Below are 15,409 nucleotides of genomic sequence, written 5' to 3' on the forward strand. Positions count from 1 at the left end.
TAGTACATGCCCGCAGGACGCCCGAGGACCAAGCGTGACTTCGACGGCAATCCTCCCAGCCCGGGTTCCCAGTCGGCTCTTCGGCAGCGCAACCAGCAACGGATCATCAGTGTCCTCGCGGGCGGCCCGCAGACCCAAGCGGAGCTGGCACGGCAAACAGGCCTCTCCACGGCGACGGTTTCCAACATCGTCAAGGCAATGGTCGACGTCGGCCTCGCCACCACCGCACCCACCACCAGTTCGGGACGCCGGGCGCTGTCTGTGATCCTCAACGACAACGGGTCGCTTGCGGTGGGCATCGACATCGGCCGCCGCCACGTCCGGGTGGTCTTGGCGGGACTGAATTACCAGGTGATGCAGGATGAAGCGACCGCTCTGCCGCTGGGGCACTGCGCCAGGGAAGGGCTCGACGCCGCCGAACGCCTCCTCGACCAGCTCCTCCTGCGTGCGGGCACCAGCCGCGCCTCCGTGCTCGGCGCCGGGGTGGGGATACCCGGCCCCATCGACCGCCGCACCGGCACCGTGGTGCAGGGCGCCATCCTGCCCGAGTGGGTGGGAATCAACATCCTCGCCACCTTCGGCGAACGGCTCGGATTCCCCGTCTTCATTGACAACGACGCCAATCTGGGCGCCCTCGCACAGGTCACCTGGGGGCCGCACGGTGCGATTGAAAACCTGATGTTCCTCAAGGTCGGCTCCGGCATCGGCGCTGGGCTCATCCTCGGTGGCACGGTCTACTACGGCCACGTCGGCATCACCGGCGAACTGGGCCACAGCACCATCGTCGAACACGGCCTCGTCTGCCGGTGCGGCAACCGAGGCTGTCTGGAGACTGTCGCGTCGACCAGCACGATGGTGGACCTCCTGAGCCGCCGCGCCGAGGGCCCGATCAGCGTCGACGAACTGGTGAACCTCGCACTGGCCGGTGACACCGCCGCGCTCCGGGTGATCGATGATGCCGGCCTCGCCCTGGGCAAGGCGGTAGCCAACGTGGCAAACCTGATCAACCCGGAACTCGTGGTGATCGGCGGCCCGCTGACCAGGCTCGGCGACATCCTGCTCGAACCCATCCGCCGAGGCCTCCTCCGTCATGCAGTCCCCGTGGTGGGCGAGTCGACCGCGGTGCTCATGTCAGCCCTTGGAGACCGCACCGAGGCGCTCGGGGGCGCCGCCGTCGTCCTCTCGCAACCGCACCTTCATAACGTTTAGCTACCAATGAAAGCCGTTCTGTGTTCAAGACTTGACTCCAAACGGCTGGGCAGGGTTAACTTCCTATTCTGGCCTGTCAGGGTCAGGGAGAGTCAATGCCGTCACTCGGGAGGATGCGTATGGAGCATCACAAGATCCTAGAAATGCGTTCAATCACCAAAGAATTCCCGGGTGTCAAAGCCCTCGACCAGGTTTCCATCACCGTCGAGGCTGGCGAAATCCATGCCATCTGCGGCGAAAACGGAGCCGGCAAGTCCACTCTGATGAAGGTCCTCTCGGGTCTCTACCCGCACGGCACCTACGACGGCGCCATCATCTTCCAGGGCGAAGAGGTGGAATTCAAGGACATCCGGTCCAGCGAAGCAGCTGGCATCGTGATCATCCACCAGGAACTCGCGCTCATCCCCGAACTGTCGATCGCCGAGAACATATTCCTTGGCAACGAACCAGGGAAACGCGGAGTCATCGACTGGGATTCCGCGAACGCGCAAACGCTTGAGCTGATGGCCCGGGTGGGGCTCCGCGAGGAAGCCAACACCCCGGTCAAGGACATCGGTGTGGGCAAGCAGCAACTGGTAGAGATCGCCAAGGCCCTCAGCAAATCAGTGAAGCTGCTGATCCTGGACGAGCCCACCGCAGCATTGAACGAATCCGACTCGCAGCACCTGCTTGACCTGATGGCCGGGCTACGCTCCAAGGGCATTACCTGCATCATGATCTCGCACAAGCTCAACGAGATCGAGCAGATCGCCGACTCCATCACGATCATCCGCGACGGCAAAACCATCGAGACGCTGCATGTGAAGAACGACGGCGTCGATGAGGACCGGATCATCCGGGGCATGGTGGGACGATCCCTTGAATCACGCTTCCCCGACCACACCCCGAAGATCGGCGAGACCTTCTTTGAGGTCCGCAACTGGACTGTCGGCCACCCGGCTGTTGCCGACCGGCTGGTCTGCAAGGACTCCAGCTTCAAGGTCCGCAGAGGCGAAATCGTTGGATTTGCGGGACTGATGGGCGCAGGACGCACCGAGCTCGCCCGCTCCATCTTCGGACGCTCCTACGGTAACTTCATCTCCGGCGAAATCTACAAAGACGGCGAGCAGGTCACCCTCAAATCGGTACCGTCCGCCATCAAACACGGGCTGGCCTACGTCACCGAGGACAGGAAGACCCTCGGGCTGAACCTGCTCGACGACATCAAAACCACCACCGTATCTGCGGCGCTGAAGAAGATCACCCGCGGACTGGTGGTCGACAACGACGAGGAATTCGTCGTCGCCGAAAAATACCGCAAGTCCCTGCGCACCAAGACACCGTCGGTCAACGAAGGGGTCTCGAAGCTCTCGGGCGGTAACCAGCAGAAGGTGGTTCTCGCCAAGTGGATGTTCACCGACCCAGACCTGCTGATTCTCGACGAACCCACCCGGGGGATCGATGTGGGCGCCAAGTACGAGATTTACGGGATCATTCAGCAACTCGCCAATCAAGGCAAGGGAGTGATCGTCATCTCCTCGGAGTTGCCGGAACTCCTGGGCATCTCAGACCGTATCTACACCATCTTCGAGGGAGCCATCACGGGCGAACTAGCCCGTGGCGAAGCCGACCAGGAATCGTTGATGAAACTTATGACCGCCCGCAGGAAGACTGCCTAGCTTTTAGGACCACCCCATGACCTCCCTCAAACAACTCTTTGGCGGCGATACGCGGCAATTCGGGATGATCTTCGCCCTGCTCGCCCTGGTCGTCTTCTTCCAGATCATGACCGGCGGAAAGACTCTCACCTCCGGCAATATGATGAACCTCTTCAACGGCAACTCGTACATCCTGATCCTCGCGATCGGGATGGTGCTGGTGATAATCGCCGGCCACATCGACCTGTCGGTCGGTTCCATCGCAGCGTTCGCCGGGATCGTCGTCGCCCTGGTGATGCGGGACTGGGACTTCCCCTGGTACCTGGGGATCGTCGTCGGCCTGGTCCTGGGCGCGCTGATTGGGGCGTGGCAAGGCTTCTGGGTGGCGTATGTCGGCATTCCAGCCTTCATCGTCACCCTGGCGGGCATGCTGCTTTTCCGGGGCGCCAACCAGTTTGTCGGCCAGTCCAACACCGTTCCCGTCCCTCAGGAGTTCCGGTTCATCGGTGCCGGGTACCTGCCGGAAATTGGGCCGAGCTTCGGGTACAACAACCTGACCCTGTTGCTCGGGTTTGCCCTCGTCGCCGCGGTGATCTACAACGAAGTACGCACCCGCCGCCGGTTCGCGAAGATCGGCGCCGAAGCACCCCCCGTCTGGGTTTCCGTCGTCAAAATGTTCCTGCTGTCGGCGGTCATCCTGTACGCGACCTACCTGTTCGCCACCGGTAACCCCGGTACCTCGTTCCCCGTCCCCGGGCTGATCCTCGGTGCGCTCGTCATCATCTATGGCTTCATCTCCACCAAAACCATCATTGGCCGCCATGTATACGCAGTCGGTGGCAACCGCCACGCCGCGAAACTGTCGGGGGTCCGTAGCCGTCGGGTCGATTTCCTCGTCATGATGAACATGTCCATCCTGGCCGCACTGGCCGGCATGATCTTCGTCGGACGTTCCACAGCATCGGGACCGTTTGACGGCGTCGGCTGGGAACTCGATGCCATTGCCGCGGTGTTCATTGGCGGCGCCGCTGTCACCGGTGGTGTGGGCACGGTCGTAGGGTCAGTCATTGGCGGGCTCGTCATGGCTGTGCTGAACAACGGTCTGCAACTGCTCGGCGTCGGCGCCGACCTGACTCAAATCATCAAGGGCCTCGTGTTGCTGGTCGCAGTCGCCTTTGACGTCTACAACAAGAGCCAGGGCAAGCCCTCCATCACCGGCATGATCATGAAGAATTTCGGCAACAAGGGGAAACCCGAACTGCCGACAGCCACCGAGACGGTCATTTCCAATGACGTCTCGGCCCGCTAACCCAAACCAACACTTCAGCAGTTAGTCACTTAGTTCACTAAAGGAGCAGTAATGCGCAAGTACGCACGTTCACTAGCGGCAATCGCCGCGATTTCAGCACTGGCCATCTCTGGTTGCGGCCGCGATGCCGGGACCGAAACCGAAGGAGAAGGCGGATTTGAGGACGGCGCAGCGATCGGCGTCGCCCTGCCCCAGAAGACGTCGGAGAACTGGGTGCTCGCTGAGGGCCTGTTCAACGATGGTCTGACCGACGCCGGGTACGACCCCGATGTTCAGTTCGCCAACGGTGGCGTTTCTGAGCAGCAGAACCAGATCAGCTCCATGATTACCAACGGCGTCGAGGTTCTGATTGTGGGAGCCATTGACGGCGCCCAGCTGGGAACCCAGCTGGCCCAGGCGAAGGAAGCCGGCATCACCGTCATCGCATATGACCGGTTGCTGACCAACACGGAAGACGTCGACTACTACGTGGCCTACGACAACTTCCAGGTGGGCGAGCTGCAGGGCCAGGCACTGCTCGACGGCATGGCTGAGCGCGGCGAAGGCCCGTACAACATCGAGCTGTTCGCTGGCTCACCCGATGACGCCAACGCCCAGGTCTTCTTCGACGGTGCAATGAGCATCCTCGAGCCTGAGATCGAATCCGGCAACGTCGTCGTCACCTCCGGTCAGACCGAATTCAACCAGGCTGTCACCCAGGGCTGGGAAGCCGGCAACGCGCAGACCCGCATGGACACCCTCCTCACCGGCACCTACGGTTCCGAGGAACTCCACGGCGTCCTCTCCCCCAACGACACCCTGGCCCGCGCCATCCTGACGTCGGTTCAGGCTAGCGGCAAGGACCTCCCCGTCGTGACCGGGCAGGACTCCGAGGTCGAATCGGTTCGCTCCATCATGGCCGGCGAGCAGTACTCCACCATCAACAAGGACACCCGCGCCCTCGTCGCCCACTCCATTGAAATGGTTCAGGGACTCGGCGCAGGTGAGGAACTCGAGATCAACGATCCCGATTCCTACGACAACGGCGTCAAGGTTGTTCCCGCGTACCTGCTGGAACCACAGATCGTCACCAAGGAAAACGCTGCTGCAGCCTACGAAAACGATCCAACGCTTTCCGAGATCGTCAACGAGTAACCAGCTTGTCTTAAGTAGCCCGGTCCCGATGGGGCCGGGCTACTTTTTTGCCGGCAGGCAGGCAAAGATAGAACGATGAACTCCCTCCAACCTGCCCGGCAGATCCCCCAACCGCCCTGCGCCGCACCCGGCGCCGCCGATCCGTTCGCAGCCACCGGCGAACCGCTCCGCTGGGGAGTCGTCGCCACCGGGCGCATTGCCAGCAATGTCACGCATGATCTTGCGGGGCTGGAAGACAGCGTCCTGCAGGCGGTCAGCTCCCGGTCCCAGGCGTCAGCCCAGGCCTTCGCCAAGCAGTTCGGTTTCGTGTCGAGCTACCACGACGCCGACGGCGTCACCGGGTACCAGCACCTCTTCAACGATCCCGACGTCGACGTCGCCTACATCGCGACGCCCCACGCCCAGCACTACGAGGTGGCCAAGGCCGCCCTCGAGTCGGGAAAGCACGTCCTGTGCGAGAAGGCGTTCACTGTCAACGCGCGGGAGGCCGCGGAGCTGATCGACCTGGCCCGCGCCAGCAACCTCTTCCTCATGGAAGCCCTCTGGAGCCGCTTCCTGCCGAGCGTCAACCGGGCCTGGGAAATCATCCACTCCGGAGAGCTCGGCGACATCCAGTGGGTCCAGGCCGATCTTGGCTTCCCCTCCGACCACGGGCGCGACCACCGGCTGTGGGACCCGGCCGCCGGCGGCGGAGCACTGCTCGACCTCACCGTCTACCCGCTGACCTGGGCGCTCGGCGCGCTCGGCTTCCCCTCAGCGGTGACGGCGACCGCTGTCCTGAACGACGACGGCATCGACACCCAGAACGGGCTCACCCTCACCTACCGGAACGGTGCGCAGGCCCAGCTGACGTCGTCGTTGGTGTCCTCCGGCCCCGGCCAGGCGACCGTGTCAGGTTCGGCCGGCTGGTTGCGGACCGGGTCGGTACTGCACAACCCGCGGGAGCTGACCATTCAGCCGCATCAGGGCGAGCAACGGGTGGAAACCTTTGAGCAGGCCGGCCGCGGCTACGTCTATGAGCTGCGCGAAACCACCCGCTGCATCCAGCAGGGACTCACGGAGAGCCCCACCATGCCGTGGGCCGACACGTTGAACACCATGCGGCTCCTCGACGGAGTCCGGGACCAGCTGGGGCTGCGCTACGCCAACGACGGGGACGGCGACGGGGAGTAGCTCCGAGATACGGCGGGCATGAGAAGCAGCGGGGCACAGACGCAGCCGACCCTGAAACCAGAGAGACCCGGCGGATTTCCGCCGGGTCTCTCTGTGTCTATTCAAACGTGTCTATTCAAGCGTGCCTGTCCGAGCAAGTACTAGCTCAGGCGTGCCTTCAGGTTGTCATCGAGGGTCGCAAGGAAGTCCTCGGTGGTCTGGTACGCCTGGTCCGGGCCGACGAGAGCCGCGAGGTCCTTGGTCATGTGACCGGCCTCGACGGTCTTGATGACCACATCCTCGAGGGTCTCAGCGAAGGTAATGACCTCGGGGGTGTTGTCCAGCTTGCCGCGATGCATCAGCCCACGGGTCCACGCGAAGATCGACGCGATCGGGTTCGTGGACGTGGGCTTGCCCTGCTGGTGCTGGCGGAAGTGACGGGTCACGGTGCCGTGAGCTGCCTCGGCTTCGACGGTCTTGCCGTCCGGGGTCATTAGCACCGAGGTCATCAGACCCAGCGAGCCGAAGCCCTGGGCGACCGTGTCGGACTGGACGTCGCCGTCATAGTTCTTGCAGGCCCAGACGTAGCCGCCCTCCCACTTCATGGCGGAGGCCACCATGTCGTCGATCAGGCGGTGCTCGTAGGTGAGGCCGGCAGCCTCGAACTGGTCCTTGAATTCGGCGTCGAAGATTTCCTGGAAGAGATCCTTGAACTGGCCGTCGTAGGCCTTCAGGATGGTGTTCTTCGTGGAGAGGTACACCGGGTACTGGCGCTGCAGGCCGTAGGCGAAGGACGCCCGGGCGAAGTCACGGATCGACTCGTTGAAGTTGTACATGCCCATGGCCACGCCGCCCTCTTCAGGCATGGTGACGACGTCGAACTTCATCGGCTCGGAGCCATCGGCGGGCTCGAACATCATGGTGACCTTGCCGGGACCCGGCACCTTGAAGTTGGTGGACTTGTACTGGTCGCCGTGGGCGTGGCGGCCGATGATGATGGGCTTGTTCCAGCCCGGCACCAGACGCGGAATGTTGGAGATGATGATCGGTTCGCGGAAGACCACGCCGCCCAGGATGTTGCGGATGGTGCCGTTGGGCGAAACCCACATTTTCTTCAGGCCGAACTCTTCGACGCGTGCCTCATCGGGGGTGATGGTGGCGCACTTGACGCCCACACCGTGCTCCTTGATGGCGTTCGCGGCGTCGATGGTCACCTGGTCATCGGTGGCGTCGCGGTTCTGGATGGAGAGGTCGTAGTACTTGAGGTCGATATCCAGGTACGGGTTGATCAGGCGGTCCTTGATGAACTGCCAGATAATCCGGGTCATCTCGTCGCCGTCGAGTTCGACAACCGAACCCTGAACCTTGATTTTCGTTGCAGGCGCGTCAGTCACACGGTCTCCTTGCGATGGTGGGCCGGCGGCCATTGTGATGGACGCGGCTCGGCCCGCGATTTGTACTGGTTTTATCCTGCCCAACTATGCCACAGGCCACTATTGGTGCCCTAAATGGGGGGCAGCCCTTCGGCTCGAACAATATTTCCCCAGCGGTCCATCATGGCGCCGGGTGCGATTGCTTTTCCCCACCGGTCGGTGGCAGGGGCGGGCCGCAGCCCGCGGGTATCGGGCGCCGGATTGTGGCCGGGTGCCTGACCGGCGGTCGGGTAAGACGCCGCCTGACCACGAAAGGCTTTTGGGGTGAGCGCGGCGGGCAGTCCGTGAGTCCCGGGTCGGGTCATTCCGGGGACCTGCGGCGCCCAGGCGGGCAGGTTGAGCGGACGCAGATCCGCCAGATTGGGGTGGCGCACCGGGTCCAGCCCGGCGTCCACCTTCTTCTGGTGCCGGCTCGCGGCGCGGAAGTTCCTGACGGCAAACACGCCGGCAATAATCCACAGGAACACTCCCGGCGTGGCGCCCAGGAACAACGTCAAGACGGCGAACAGCACCACAGCCAGACCGAGGAAGGCGGAGATCATCCGGGTTCCCGGCGACACTCCGCGCGCGAAAGCCGAACCGATCAGCGCCATCCCTGCCGCAAGGGTGAGAATCGATGCGATCTCCATGGGCCCCGCCGTCTCTGTTATGCCGGCTAGTGGAAGAAGTGCCGGGTGCCGGTGAAATACATGGTAACGCCTGCCGCAGTCGCCGCGTCGACCACCTCCTGGTCCCGCACTGACCCGCCCGGCTGCACCACGGCGCGCACGCCGGCGTCGAGCAGGATCTGCAGGCCATCAGCGAAGGGGAAAAACGCGTCCGACGCCGCCACCGCGCCTCGTGAGCGGTTGACCCCGTCGCCGGCCAGGGTATTCGCCCGTTCGACGGCGAGCCTGCAGGAATCGACCCGGTTGACCTGGCCCATGCCGACCCCCACGGCCGCCCCACCGTCAGCGAGGAGGATGGCGTTGGATTTAGCGGCCCGGCAAGCGGTCCAGGCGAACGCGAGGTCGGCGAGGGTGCGCTCATCGGCGGCGGGTCCCGCGGCGAGGGTCCAGGTTTCCGGTGCATCGCCGTCGGCCTTCACCGTGTCGGCCAGCTGCACCAGCACTCCACCGGATACCTGCCGGATCTCCGCCGGGTCCCGCCGGTACCCCTCAGGCAGGGTCAGCAGGCGGATGTTCTTTTTGGCGGACAGGATGGTGACGGCTTCGGGGGCGAAGTCGGGGGCGATGACCACCTCAGTGAAAACGTCCTTCACTGCGGTGGCCATGGCGGCGGTGACGGTCCGGTTGGCGGCGATGACGCCGCCAAAAGCCGACACCGGGTCGCAGGCGTGCGCCTTGGCGTACGCGTCAGCGATCGGGTCGTCGGTGTCGGTTGCGCCGACCGCCACACCACACGGGTTGGCGTGTTTGATGATGGCGACCGCGGGCTGGTCGAAGTCGAAGGCAGCGCGCAGGGCGGCGTCCGCGTCTACGTAGTTGTTGTAGCTCATGGCTTTGCCGTGCAGCTGGTCAGCCTGGGCGATGCCCGGGGTGGCGCCCTTCTCCACGTACAGGGCGGCGTCCTGATGCGGATTTTCGCCGTAGCGCAGCACCTCGGAACGTTCCAGGGCGATACCGGCGTAGGCGGGCCAGGAGTCGCCGTCGGTGGTGCCGTCCCCGAACTGGGAGGCGGTCCAGGCGGCCACCGAGTTGTCATAGGCGGCGGTGTGGGAGAACGCGAGCGCAGCCAACCGGCGTCGTGCGCTGAGGTCGAACCCACCGGCGTCGGCGGCGGCCACCACGTCGCCGTACCGCGCCGGGTCCACCACAATAGCCACCGAGGGGTGGTTCTTCGCCGCCGAGCGCACCATGGCGGGCCCGCCGATGTCGATCTGCTCGACGACGTCGTCCTCGCCAGCCCCGGACTTCACCGTGTCGACGAAGGGATAAAGGTTTACCACCACGAGATCGAAGGGCTCCACCTCGAGCTGGCGGAGCTGCTCGACGTGGTCCTCGCGGCGGCGGTCCGCCAGGATTCCGGCGTGCACCATCGGGTGCAGTGTCTTGACCCGGCCATCGAGGCATTCCTGGAAGCCGGTCAGCTCGGACACCTCGGTCACGGGGACTCCCGCGGCGGCGATGCGCTTGGCTGTGGACCCGGTGGAGACGATGCTGACGCCGGCGCGGTGCAGCCCCCTGGCCAACTCCTCCAACCCCGTCTTGTCGTACACCGAGATCAGTGCCCGGCGGATGGGAACTTGGTCAAGATGGTTCAGGCTCACGCGGTGGCTCCAGGATTTTCGCTGCGGGTGGGATCGCTTTTAGTCTAGGTCACGGGGCCTACTGCCCCCAGCTCTCGTCGACCCCGATGCTCCGGCGGTACAGTGTCCCCGTGAGCACCGAAACCGAAGTACCCACCGGAGACCAGGTGGTGCAGGAATTGCCGTGGCGCTGGAGGGTGCAGGGGAAGATTTTCCTCATCGGCGGCCTCGGCTTCATGTTCGATGCCTGGGATGTGACCCTCAACGGGTATCTGATCCCTCTGCTGTCGGACTACTGGGACCTCGCGCCGGGCGAAGCTGCGTGGGTGGCGACGTCCAACCTGATCGGCATGGCCATCGGCGCGTTCGCGTGGGGGTCCATAGCCGACATCATCGGCCGGAAGCGGGCGTTCACGCTCACCCTGCTGATCTTCTCCATCTTCACCGTCCTGGGTGCATTTTCTCCCGACTTCATCTGGTTCTGCGTCTTCAGGTTCATGGCCGGGTTCGGGCTGGGCGGCTGCATCCCGGTGGACTACGCCCTGGTCGGTGAGTTCACGCCGCGTAAACACCGGGGCCGCGTGCTCACCGCGATGGACGCCTGGTGGCCGATCGGGGCTGCCCTGTGCGGGGTGGTCTCGGCTCTGCTGATGACTGCCTTCGGCGACTGGCGTTACCTGATGCTCGTCATGGTGCTGCCCGCTCTGCTGGTGTTCTGGGTCCGCCGCTCGGTGCCCGAGTCCCCGCTGTTCCTGGTCCAGAAAGGCCGACGGGCCGAGGCGGAGGCGGTCATCAACGATCTGGTGGACCGCACCGGTGCCGCCCGCACACCGTGGCGGCTTCCCACCCCCGCCGAAGCGCCGAAACTGTCCATCGGCTCAATCTCCGGGCAGCTTCCCGCGCTGTGGCGGTTCGACTGGCGGATCACCCTTGCCGCGTGGGGTCTCTTCCTGAGCATCCTCCTGGTCTACTACGGCGCCCTGACCTGGATGCCCCAGATTCTAGTGCAGGCAGGCTACAAACAGTCGGTTGCCTTCCTCACCACCGCCGGGATGACAGCCGTAGGTTTCTTCGGCGTCGTCGCTGCTGCGCTGCTCGTGGAGCGGGTGGGCCGCAAATGGGTCCTCGCCGTCTCGGGCCCGCTGTCCGCCGTCGTGCTGGTGATCTTCGCCCTGACAGTCGAGCTACCCGCCGTCGCGACAGCCTGGCTGCTGCTGTTCGGGTTCCTGATCCAGGTCGCCATCCCGGTGCTGTACACGTACGTATCGGAGCTCTACCCCACCGAGCTCCGTGCCTCAGGGTTCGGCTGGGCGTCAACAGTGTCCCGCGTCGGGGCAGGGCTGGTGCCGCTGATCTTCGGTTCGCTGCTCTGGCCCGTGTTGGGACTGCCGCTCACCTTCGCTGCGACCGGGCTGCTGGTGCTGGTGGCGGTGGTGTGGATGGCGTTCAACGCGCCGGAGACACGCGGCAGGGCGTTGACAGACGGCTAGGCAGGCATTGACACCGGGTGTGACGTGCACCACGCTGAAATGAGGATCAGTCAACCCGGAGGTTTATATGTTCGCCCGCCGCGCCACCGCCGTCGCCCTCGCCACTCTCCTTGCCGCGGGTACTGCCGCCGCCCCCACCCAGGCCAGGACCGCCGATCCAGACTCCCCCCGGGGCCTGAACTCGGTGCGCGGGCCCGTGACCGACGAGAACTTCTATTTCGTGATGGCGGACCGCTTCGCCAACGGGGAGGTAGCCAACGACGACGGCGGACTCGGCTCCGATCCGATGGTGTCCGGCTTCGATCCCACCCGGAAGGGCTTTTACAACGGCGGCGACCTCGCCGGTCTGCTCGATCAGATCGACTACATCGAAGGCCTCGGCACCACGTCCATCTGGCTGACTCCGAGTTTCAAGAACAAGGCGGTCCAGCCCGAGGACAACTCGGCGGGCTATCACGGGTACTGGATTACCGATTTCACCCAGATCGACCCGCATCTCGGCAGCAACGACGACCTCAAAGCGCTCATCGACGAAGCACACAGCCGTGGCATGAAGGTGTATTTCGACATCATCACCAACCACACCGCTGACGTGATCGGCTATGAAGAGGGCGCCCGGATGCCCTACGTCTCCAAGGATGCGGCGCCCTACACCACGGCCGACGGTGACACCTTCGATGACCGGGACTTCGCTGGCACCGGGACCTTTCCCGAGCTGGACCCGGCGTCGTCGTTCCCGTACAGCCCGGTTCTCGAACCGGGCGAGGAGACGCTCAAGGTTCCGGCCTGGCTCAACGACCCGGCGCTCTATCACAACCGCGGCGACACCACCTTTGCCGGGGAGGATTCCTTCTACGGGGATTTCTTCGGCCTCGACGACCTCTTCACCGAACACCCCACGGTGGTGGACGGGATGAAGGAGATCTACCAGACGTGGATTGCTGACTTCGGCGTCGACGGCTTCCGGATCGACACCATGAAGCACGTCAACGACGAGTTCTGGCAGGAGTTCGGCCCCGATGTCCTGCAATTCGCCAAGGACGAGGGCAAGGACGAGTTCTTCATGTTCGGCGAGGTGTTCGACACCACCAAGAGCTTCACCTCCCAGTTCACCACCCGCAACAAGATGCAGTCGGTGCTGGACTTCCCGTTCCAGGAAGCGGCGCGGAATTTCGCGTCACGGGGAACTGACGCCTCGGCGCTCGGTGAGTTCTTCGTCGGGGACGACTGGTACACCGACGCCGACTCGAACGCCTACTCATTGCCCACCTTCCTGGGCAACCACGACATGGGCAGGATCGGCAGCTTCATCACCGCCGACAACCCCGACGCCGGGGACGCGCAGTGGCTCGACCGCAGTGAGCTCGCCCACGAACTGATGTATTTTTCCCGGGGCAACCCGGTGATCTACTACGGGGATGAACAGGGCTTCACCGGTCCGGGCGGTGACCAGGACGCACGGCAGACCCTGTTCGCCAGCCAGGTGCCGGACTACCTGGACGACGACCTGCTGGGAACCGACGCGACGCACGCCACCGACAACTTCGCTACCGGACATCCGCTGTACCGGAAGATCAGCGAACTCGCCGCGATCACCGAGAAGCACCCGGCGCTGCGCGACGGCGCCCACCAGAACCGTTACGCAGCGGAGGGCCAGGGTATCTACGCGTTCTCACGGATCGACGCGAAACGTCAGCGCGAGTACGTGGTGGCGCTGAACAACAGCACCGAGCCGCAAACCGCGCAGATCCCCACCTATGTCGCCGGTAAATCATTCCAGAAGGTATACGGCAATGCGGACCGGAAGGTGAAGAGCTCGGGGACCGGCACCCTGACCGTTGAGGTACCCGCGCTGTCCACGGTGGTCTATCAGTCTTCCGGGCGGATTCCCCGCTCCGACGAGGCGCCCGCCGTCACCTTGCGCGAGCCGGTGCCGGCCGCTGATGACAACGGCCGGATGGAAGTGGGAGTTGACGTCGAGGGATCCTCGTTCTATCAGGTGAGCTTTGAGGCGCGGACGGCAAACGGGGGGTGGACACCGATCGGTACCGACGACAATGCCCCGTACCGGGTGTTCCACGACACCAGCGCACTGGAGCCGGGCACCGACGTGCAGTACCGGGCCGCGGTGCTGGACAACGGCGGGCACACCGCTGCCAGCTCGACCCGTACCGCGGTAGTCCCCGCTCCGAAGGTGACCATCACGTCGCCCGCCGAGGGCAGCAACGTACAGGGCGAGGTACGCCTCAGCGCGGTAGTCGATCCCGAGAAGCCGTCCCACGTGGTCGACTTTGAGCGCAGCGTCGGCGGCGACTGGCTGCCGCTGGGCTCGGATGATTCGTCCCCCGCCTACACGGCGGTGGATGACCTCTCCGCCCAGGAACTCCCCGACGGCACCGAACTCAGGTACCGGGCGCTGCTCGACGGGGTAGCCAGCGACATCAGAACCGTGACGGTCGGTCCGGCGCAGGTCGCTCCACCGGAGGCTGTCTCGGTTCCGGGTAGCTTCAATGCCGCACTGGGGTGCGACGGCGACTGGCTACCGGACTGTGCTGAGGCGCAGCTCAGCCTGGATCCGGCGGATTCCCTGTGGAAACTGGCGGTCGCCGATCTTCCGGCCGGATCGTACCAATTCAAGGCGGCGCTGAACCGCAGCTGGGACGAAAATTATGGCGCCGGCGGTGTCAGGGGCGGCAACAACATCGTGCTCGACCATCCGGGTGGGGCTGTGACATTCACCTACGACCACGCGACCAAGCTGGTGACCACCGGATAGCGCGCTACAACCAGCGGTTCCGCTTGAACGCCAGGTAGAGGCCGACACCTGTGGCTGCCATCAGCACCAGGGCGAACGGGTAGCCGAAGGCCCAGTGCAATTCTGGCATCACGTCGAAGTTCATGCCGTAGATGGCGGCCACCAAGGTGGGGGCGAAGAGAATCGCGGCCCAGGAGGAGATCCGTTTGACCTCCTCATTCTGTGCCAGGGACGTCTCGGTCAACCGTGTCATCTCCTCATTCTGGCGTTGGGCAACGAGTGTCGAGTGAACGGTGAGGGCGTTCTGCAGCAGGGTGCGGAACGTGTTCACCTGTTCAATCAGCCGGATCACATGGTCCAGCACGTCACCCAACCGACGGTTCACCTCAGGGTCAAGATGGTACTTCTCGGAACCGCGCTGAAGATTCTCCACCATGAATTGCAGCGGCTGGGTGGCCCGCTGGAACTCGATCACCTCGCGGTGCAGATCGTAGATACGCCGGGAGACCCCCGGGTCGCCGCCGAAGAGCTCGTTTTCGATCTCGTCGATGTCGTTCTCGAGCCCGTTCACCACCGGCTCATACTCGTCCACCACCTCGTCGAGGATGGCGTAGAGCACCGCGGCCGGCCCCAGCGAAAGCAGTTCGGGGCTCTCCTCCAGCCGGTTGCGGACCCTTCCCAGGTTGGGTGATTCGGCGTGCCTGACGGTGACCACAAAATCCTCGCCAATGAACACGTGGAGCTCCCCAAACTCCACTTTCTCCTCATCGTCGAGGTAGCGCGCCGGGCGCAGCACCACAAACAGGGTTGACCCGTAGCGTTCCAGTTTGGACCGCTGATGACCCTTCAGGGCGTCTTCAACCGCTAGGTGGTGGAGGGAAAACTCGTCGGCGACCGTGGTGAGCTCCTCGTCGTCCGGTCGGTATAGGCCGATCCATGCCATACCACCGCTGGCGCGCATGATTTCGAAGGTATCGTCGAGGGAATCCGGGTTTGGTTCTCTCTTGCCATCGACGTAGACGGCGTTGTCGATGAGTGCCAT

The 15,409-nt window shown here is 64.2% G+C and carries 11 protein-coding genes; 7 read left to right on the forward strand and 4 right to left on the reverse strand.

The features are described from left to right. Nucleotides 1-6 precede the first annotated feature (6 nt). From ACX80G_RS00530 to ACX80G_RS00550, 5 genes are all read left to right on the forward strand, one after another. Complete coding sequence (locus ACX80G_RS00530; RefSeq protein WP_459305018.1) at nucleotides 7-1,209, forward strand: ROK family transcriptional regulator; 1,203 nt, start codon at nucleotides 7-9, stop codon at nucleotides 1,207-1,209. Between the two features lie 119 nt (nucleotides 1,210-1,328). Further along, nucleotides 1,329-2,867 (forward strand): multiple monosaccharide ABC transporter ATP-binding protein, encoded by a 1,539-nt coding sequence (gene mmsA, locus ACX80G_RS00535; RefSeq protein WP_459305019.1) that lies wholly within the window; start codon nucleotides 1,329-1,331, stop codon nucleotides 2,865-2,867. 16 nt (nucleotides 2,868-2,883) lie between these two features. Further along, the gene (mmsB, locus tag ACX80G_RS00540) at nucleotides 2,884-4,155 is read left to right on the forward strand and encodes a multiple monosaccharide ABC transporter permease (protein WP_459305020.1); all 1,272 of its coding nucleotides are present in this window, start codon (nucleotides 2,884-2,886) and stop codon (nucleotides 4,153-4,155) included. Nucleotides 4,156-4,206: 51 nt separating this feature from the next. Beyond that, nucleotides 4,207-5,289 carry a substrate-binding domain-containing protein gene (locus ACX80G_RS00545; RefSeq protein WP_459305021.1) on the forward strand — a complete coding sequence of 361 codons (1,083 nt, stop codon included), beginning with the start codon at nucleotides 4,207-4,209 and terminating at the stop codon, nucleotides 5,287-5,289. A 75-nt stretch (nucleotides 5,290-5,364) separates the two neighbouring features. After that, entirely contained in the window at nucleotides 5,365-6,462 is a 1,098-nt protein-coding gene (locus ACX80G_RS00550) for a Gfo/Idh/MocA family protein (protein WP_459305022.1), read from the forward strand. A gap of 140 nt (nucleotides 6,463-6,602) precedes the next feature. Here the strand turns inward: ACX80G_RS00550 and ACX80G_RS00555 are convergent, their stop codons facing one another. The 3 genes from ACX80G_RS00555 to purH all read right to left on the reverse strand — a co-directional run bounded on the left by ACX80G_RS00555 (nucleotide 6,603) and on the right by purH (nucleotide 10,143). After that, the gene (locus ACX80G_RS00555) at nucleotides 6,603-7,835 is read right to left on the reverse strand and encodes an NADP-dependent isocitrate dehydrogenase (RefSeq protein ID WP_459305023.1); all 1,233 of its coding nucleotides are present in this window, start codon (nucleotides 7,833-7,835) and stop codon (nucleotides 6,603-6,605) included. A 110-nt stretch (nucleotides 7,836-7,945) separates the two neighbouring features. After that, a complete protein-coding gene (locus ACX80G_RS00560; protein ID WP_459305024.1) occupies nucleotides 7,946-8,503 on the reverse strand; it encodes a hypothetical protein in 558 nt (185 codons plus the stop codon). A gap of 26 nt (nucleotides 8,504-8,529) precedes the next feature. Next, a complete protein-coding gene (gene purH / locus ACX80G_RS00565) occupies nucleotides 8,530-10,143 on the reverse strand; it encodes a bifunctional phosphoribosylaminoimidazolecarboxamide formyltransferase/IMP cyclohydrolase (RefSeq protein WP_459305025.1) in 1,614 nt (537 codons plus the stop codon). A gap of 110 nt (nucleotides 10,144-10,253) precedes the next feature. Here purH and ACX80G_RS00570 point away from each other — a divergent pair, with 110 nt between their 5' ends. Then, nucleotides 10,254-11,612 (forward strand): MFS transporter, encoded by a 1,359-nt coding sequence (locus ACX80G_RS00570; RefSeq protein ID WP_459305026.1) that lies wholly within the window; start codon nucleotides 10,254-10,256, stop codon nucleotides 11,610-11,612. 67 nt (nucleotides 11,613-11,679) lie between these two features. Next, entirely contained in the window at nucleotides 11,680-14,388 is a 2,709-nt protein-coding gene (locus tag ACX80G_RS00575) for an alpha-amylase family glycosyl hydrolase (RefSeq protein WP_459305027.1), read from the forward strand. A 4-nt stretch (nucleotides 14,389-14,392) separates the two neighbouring features. Here the strand turns inward: ACX80G_RS00575 and ACX80G_RS00580 are convergent, their stop codons facing one another. Continuing rightward, entirely contained in the window at nucleotides 14,393-15,409 is a 1,017-nt protein-coding gene (locus tag ACX80G_RS00580; protein WP_459305028.1) for a magnesium and cobalt transport protein CorA, read from the reverse strand.

This window comes from Arthrobacter glycogeni, assembly GCF_054510815.1.

Coding starts and splice junctions, on each gene's coding strand:
- ACX80G_RS00575 (WP_459305027.1), top strand. CDS start 11,680: ATGTTCGCCCGCCGCGCCACCGCCGTCGCCCTCGCCACTCTCCTTGCC.
- ACX80G_RS00560 (WP_459305024.1), bottom strand. CDS start 8,503: ATGGAGATCGCATCGATTCTCACCCTTGCGGCAGGGATGGCGCTGATC.
- ACX80G_RS00580 (WP_459305028.1), bottom strand. CDS start 15,409: ATGGCACTCATCGACAACGCCGTCTACGTCGATGGCAAGAGAGAACCA.
- mmsA (WP_459305019.1), top strand. CDS start 1,329: ATGGAGCATCACAAGATCCTAGAAATGCGTTCAATCACCAAAGAATTC.
- mmsB (WP_459305020.1), top strand. CDS start 2,884: ATGACCTCCCTCAAACAACTCTTTGGCGGCGATACGCGGCAATTCGGG.
- ACX80G_RS00530 (WP_459305018.1), top strand. CDS start 7: ATGCCCGCAGGACGCCCGAGGACCAAGCGTGACTTCGACGGCAATCCT.
- ACX80G_RS00545 (WP_459305021.1), top strand. CDS start 4,207: ATGCGCAAGTACGCACGTTCACTAGCGGCAATCGCCGCGATTTCAGCA.
- ACX80G_RS00550 (WP_459305022.1), top strand. CDS start 5,365: ATGAACTCCCTCCAACCTGCCCGGCAGATCCCCCAACCGCCCTGCGCC.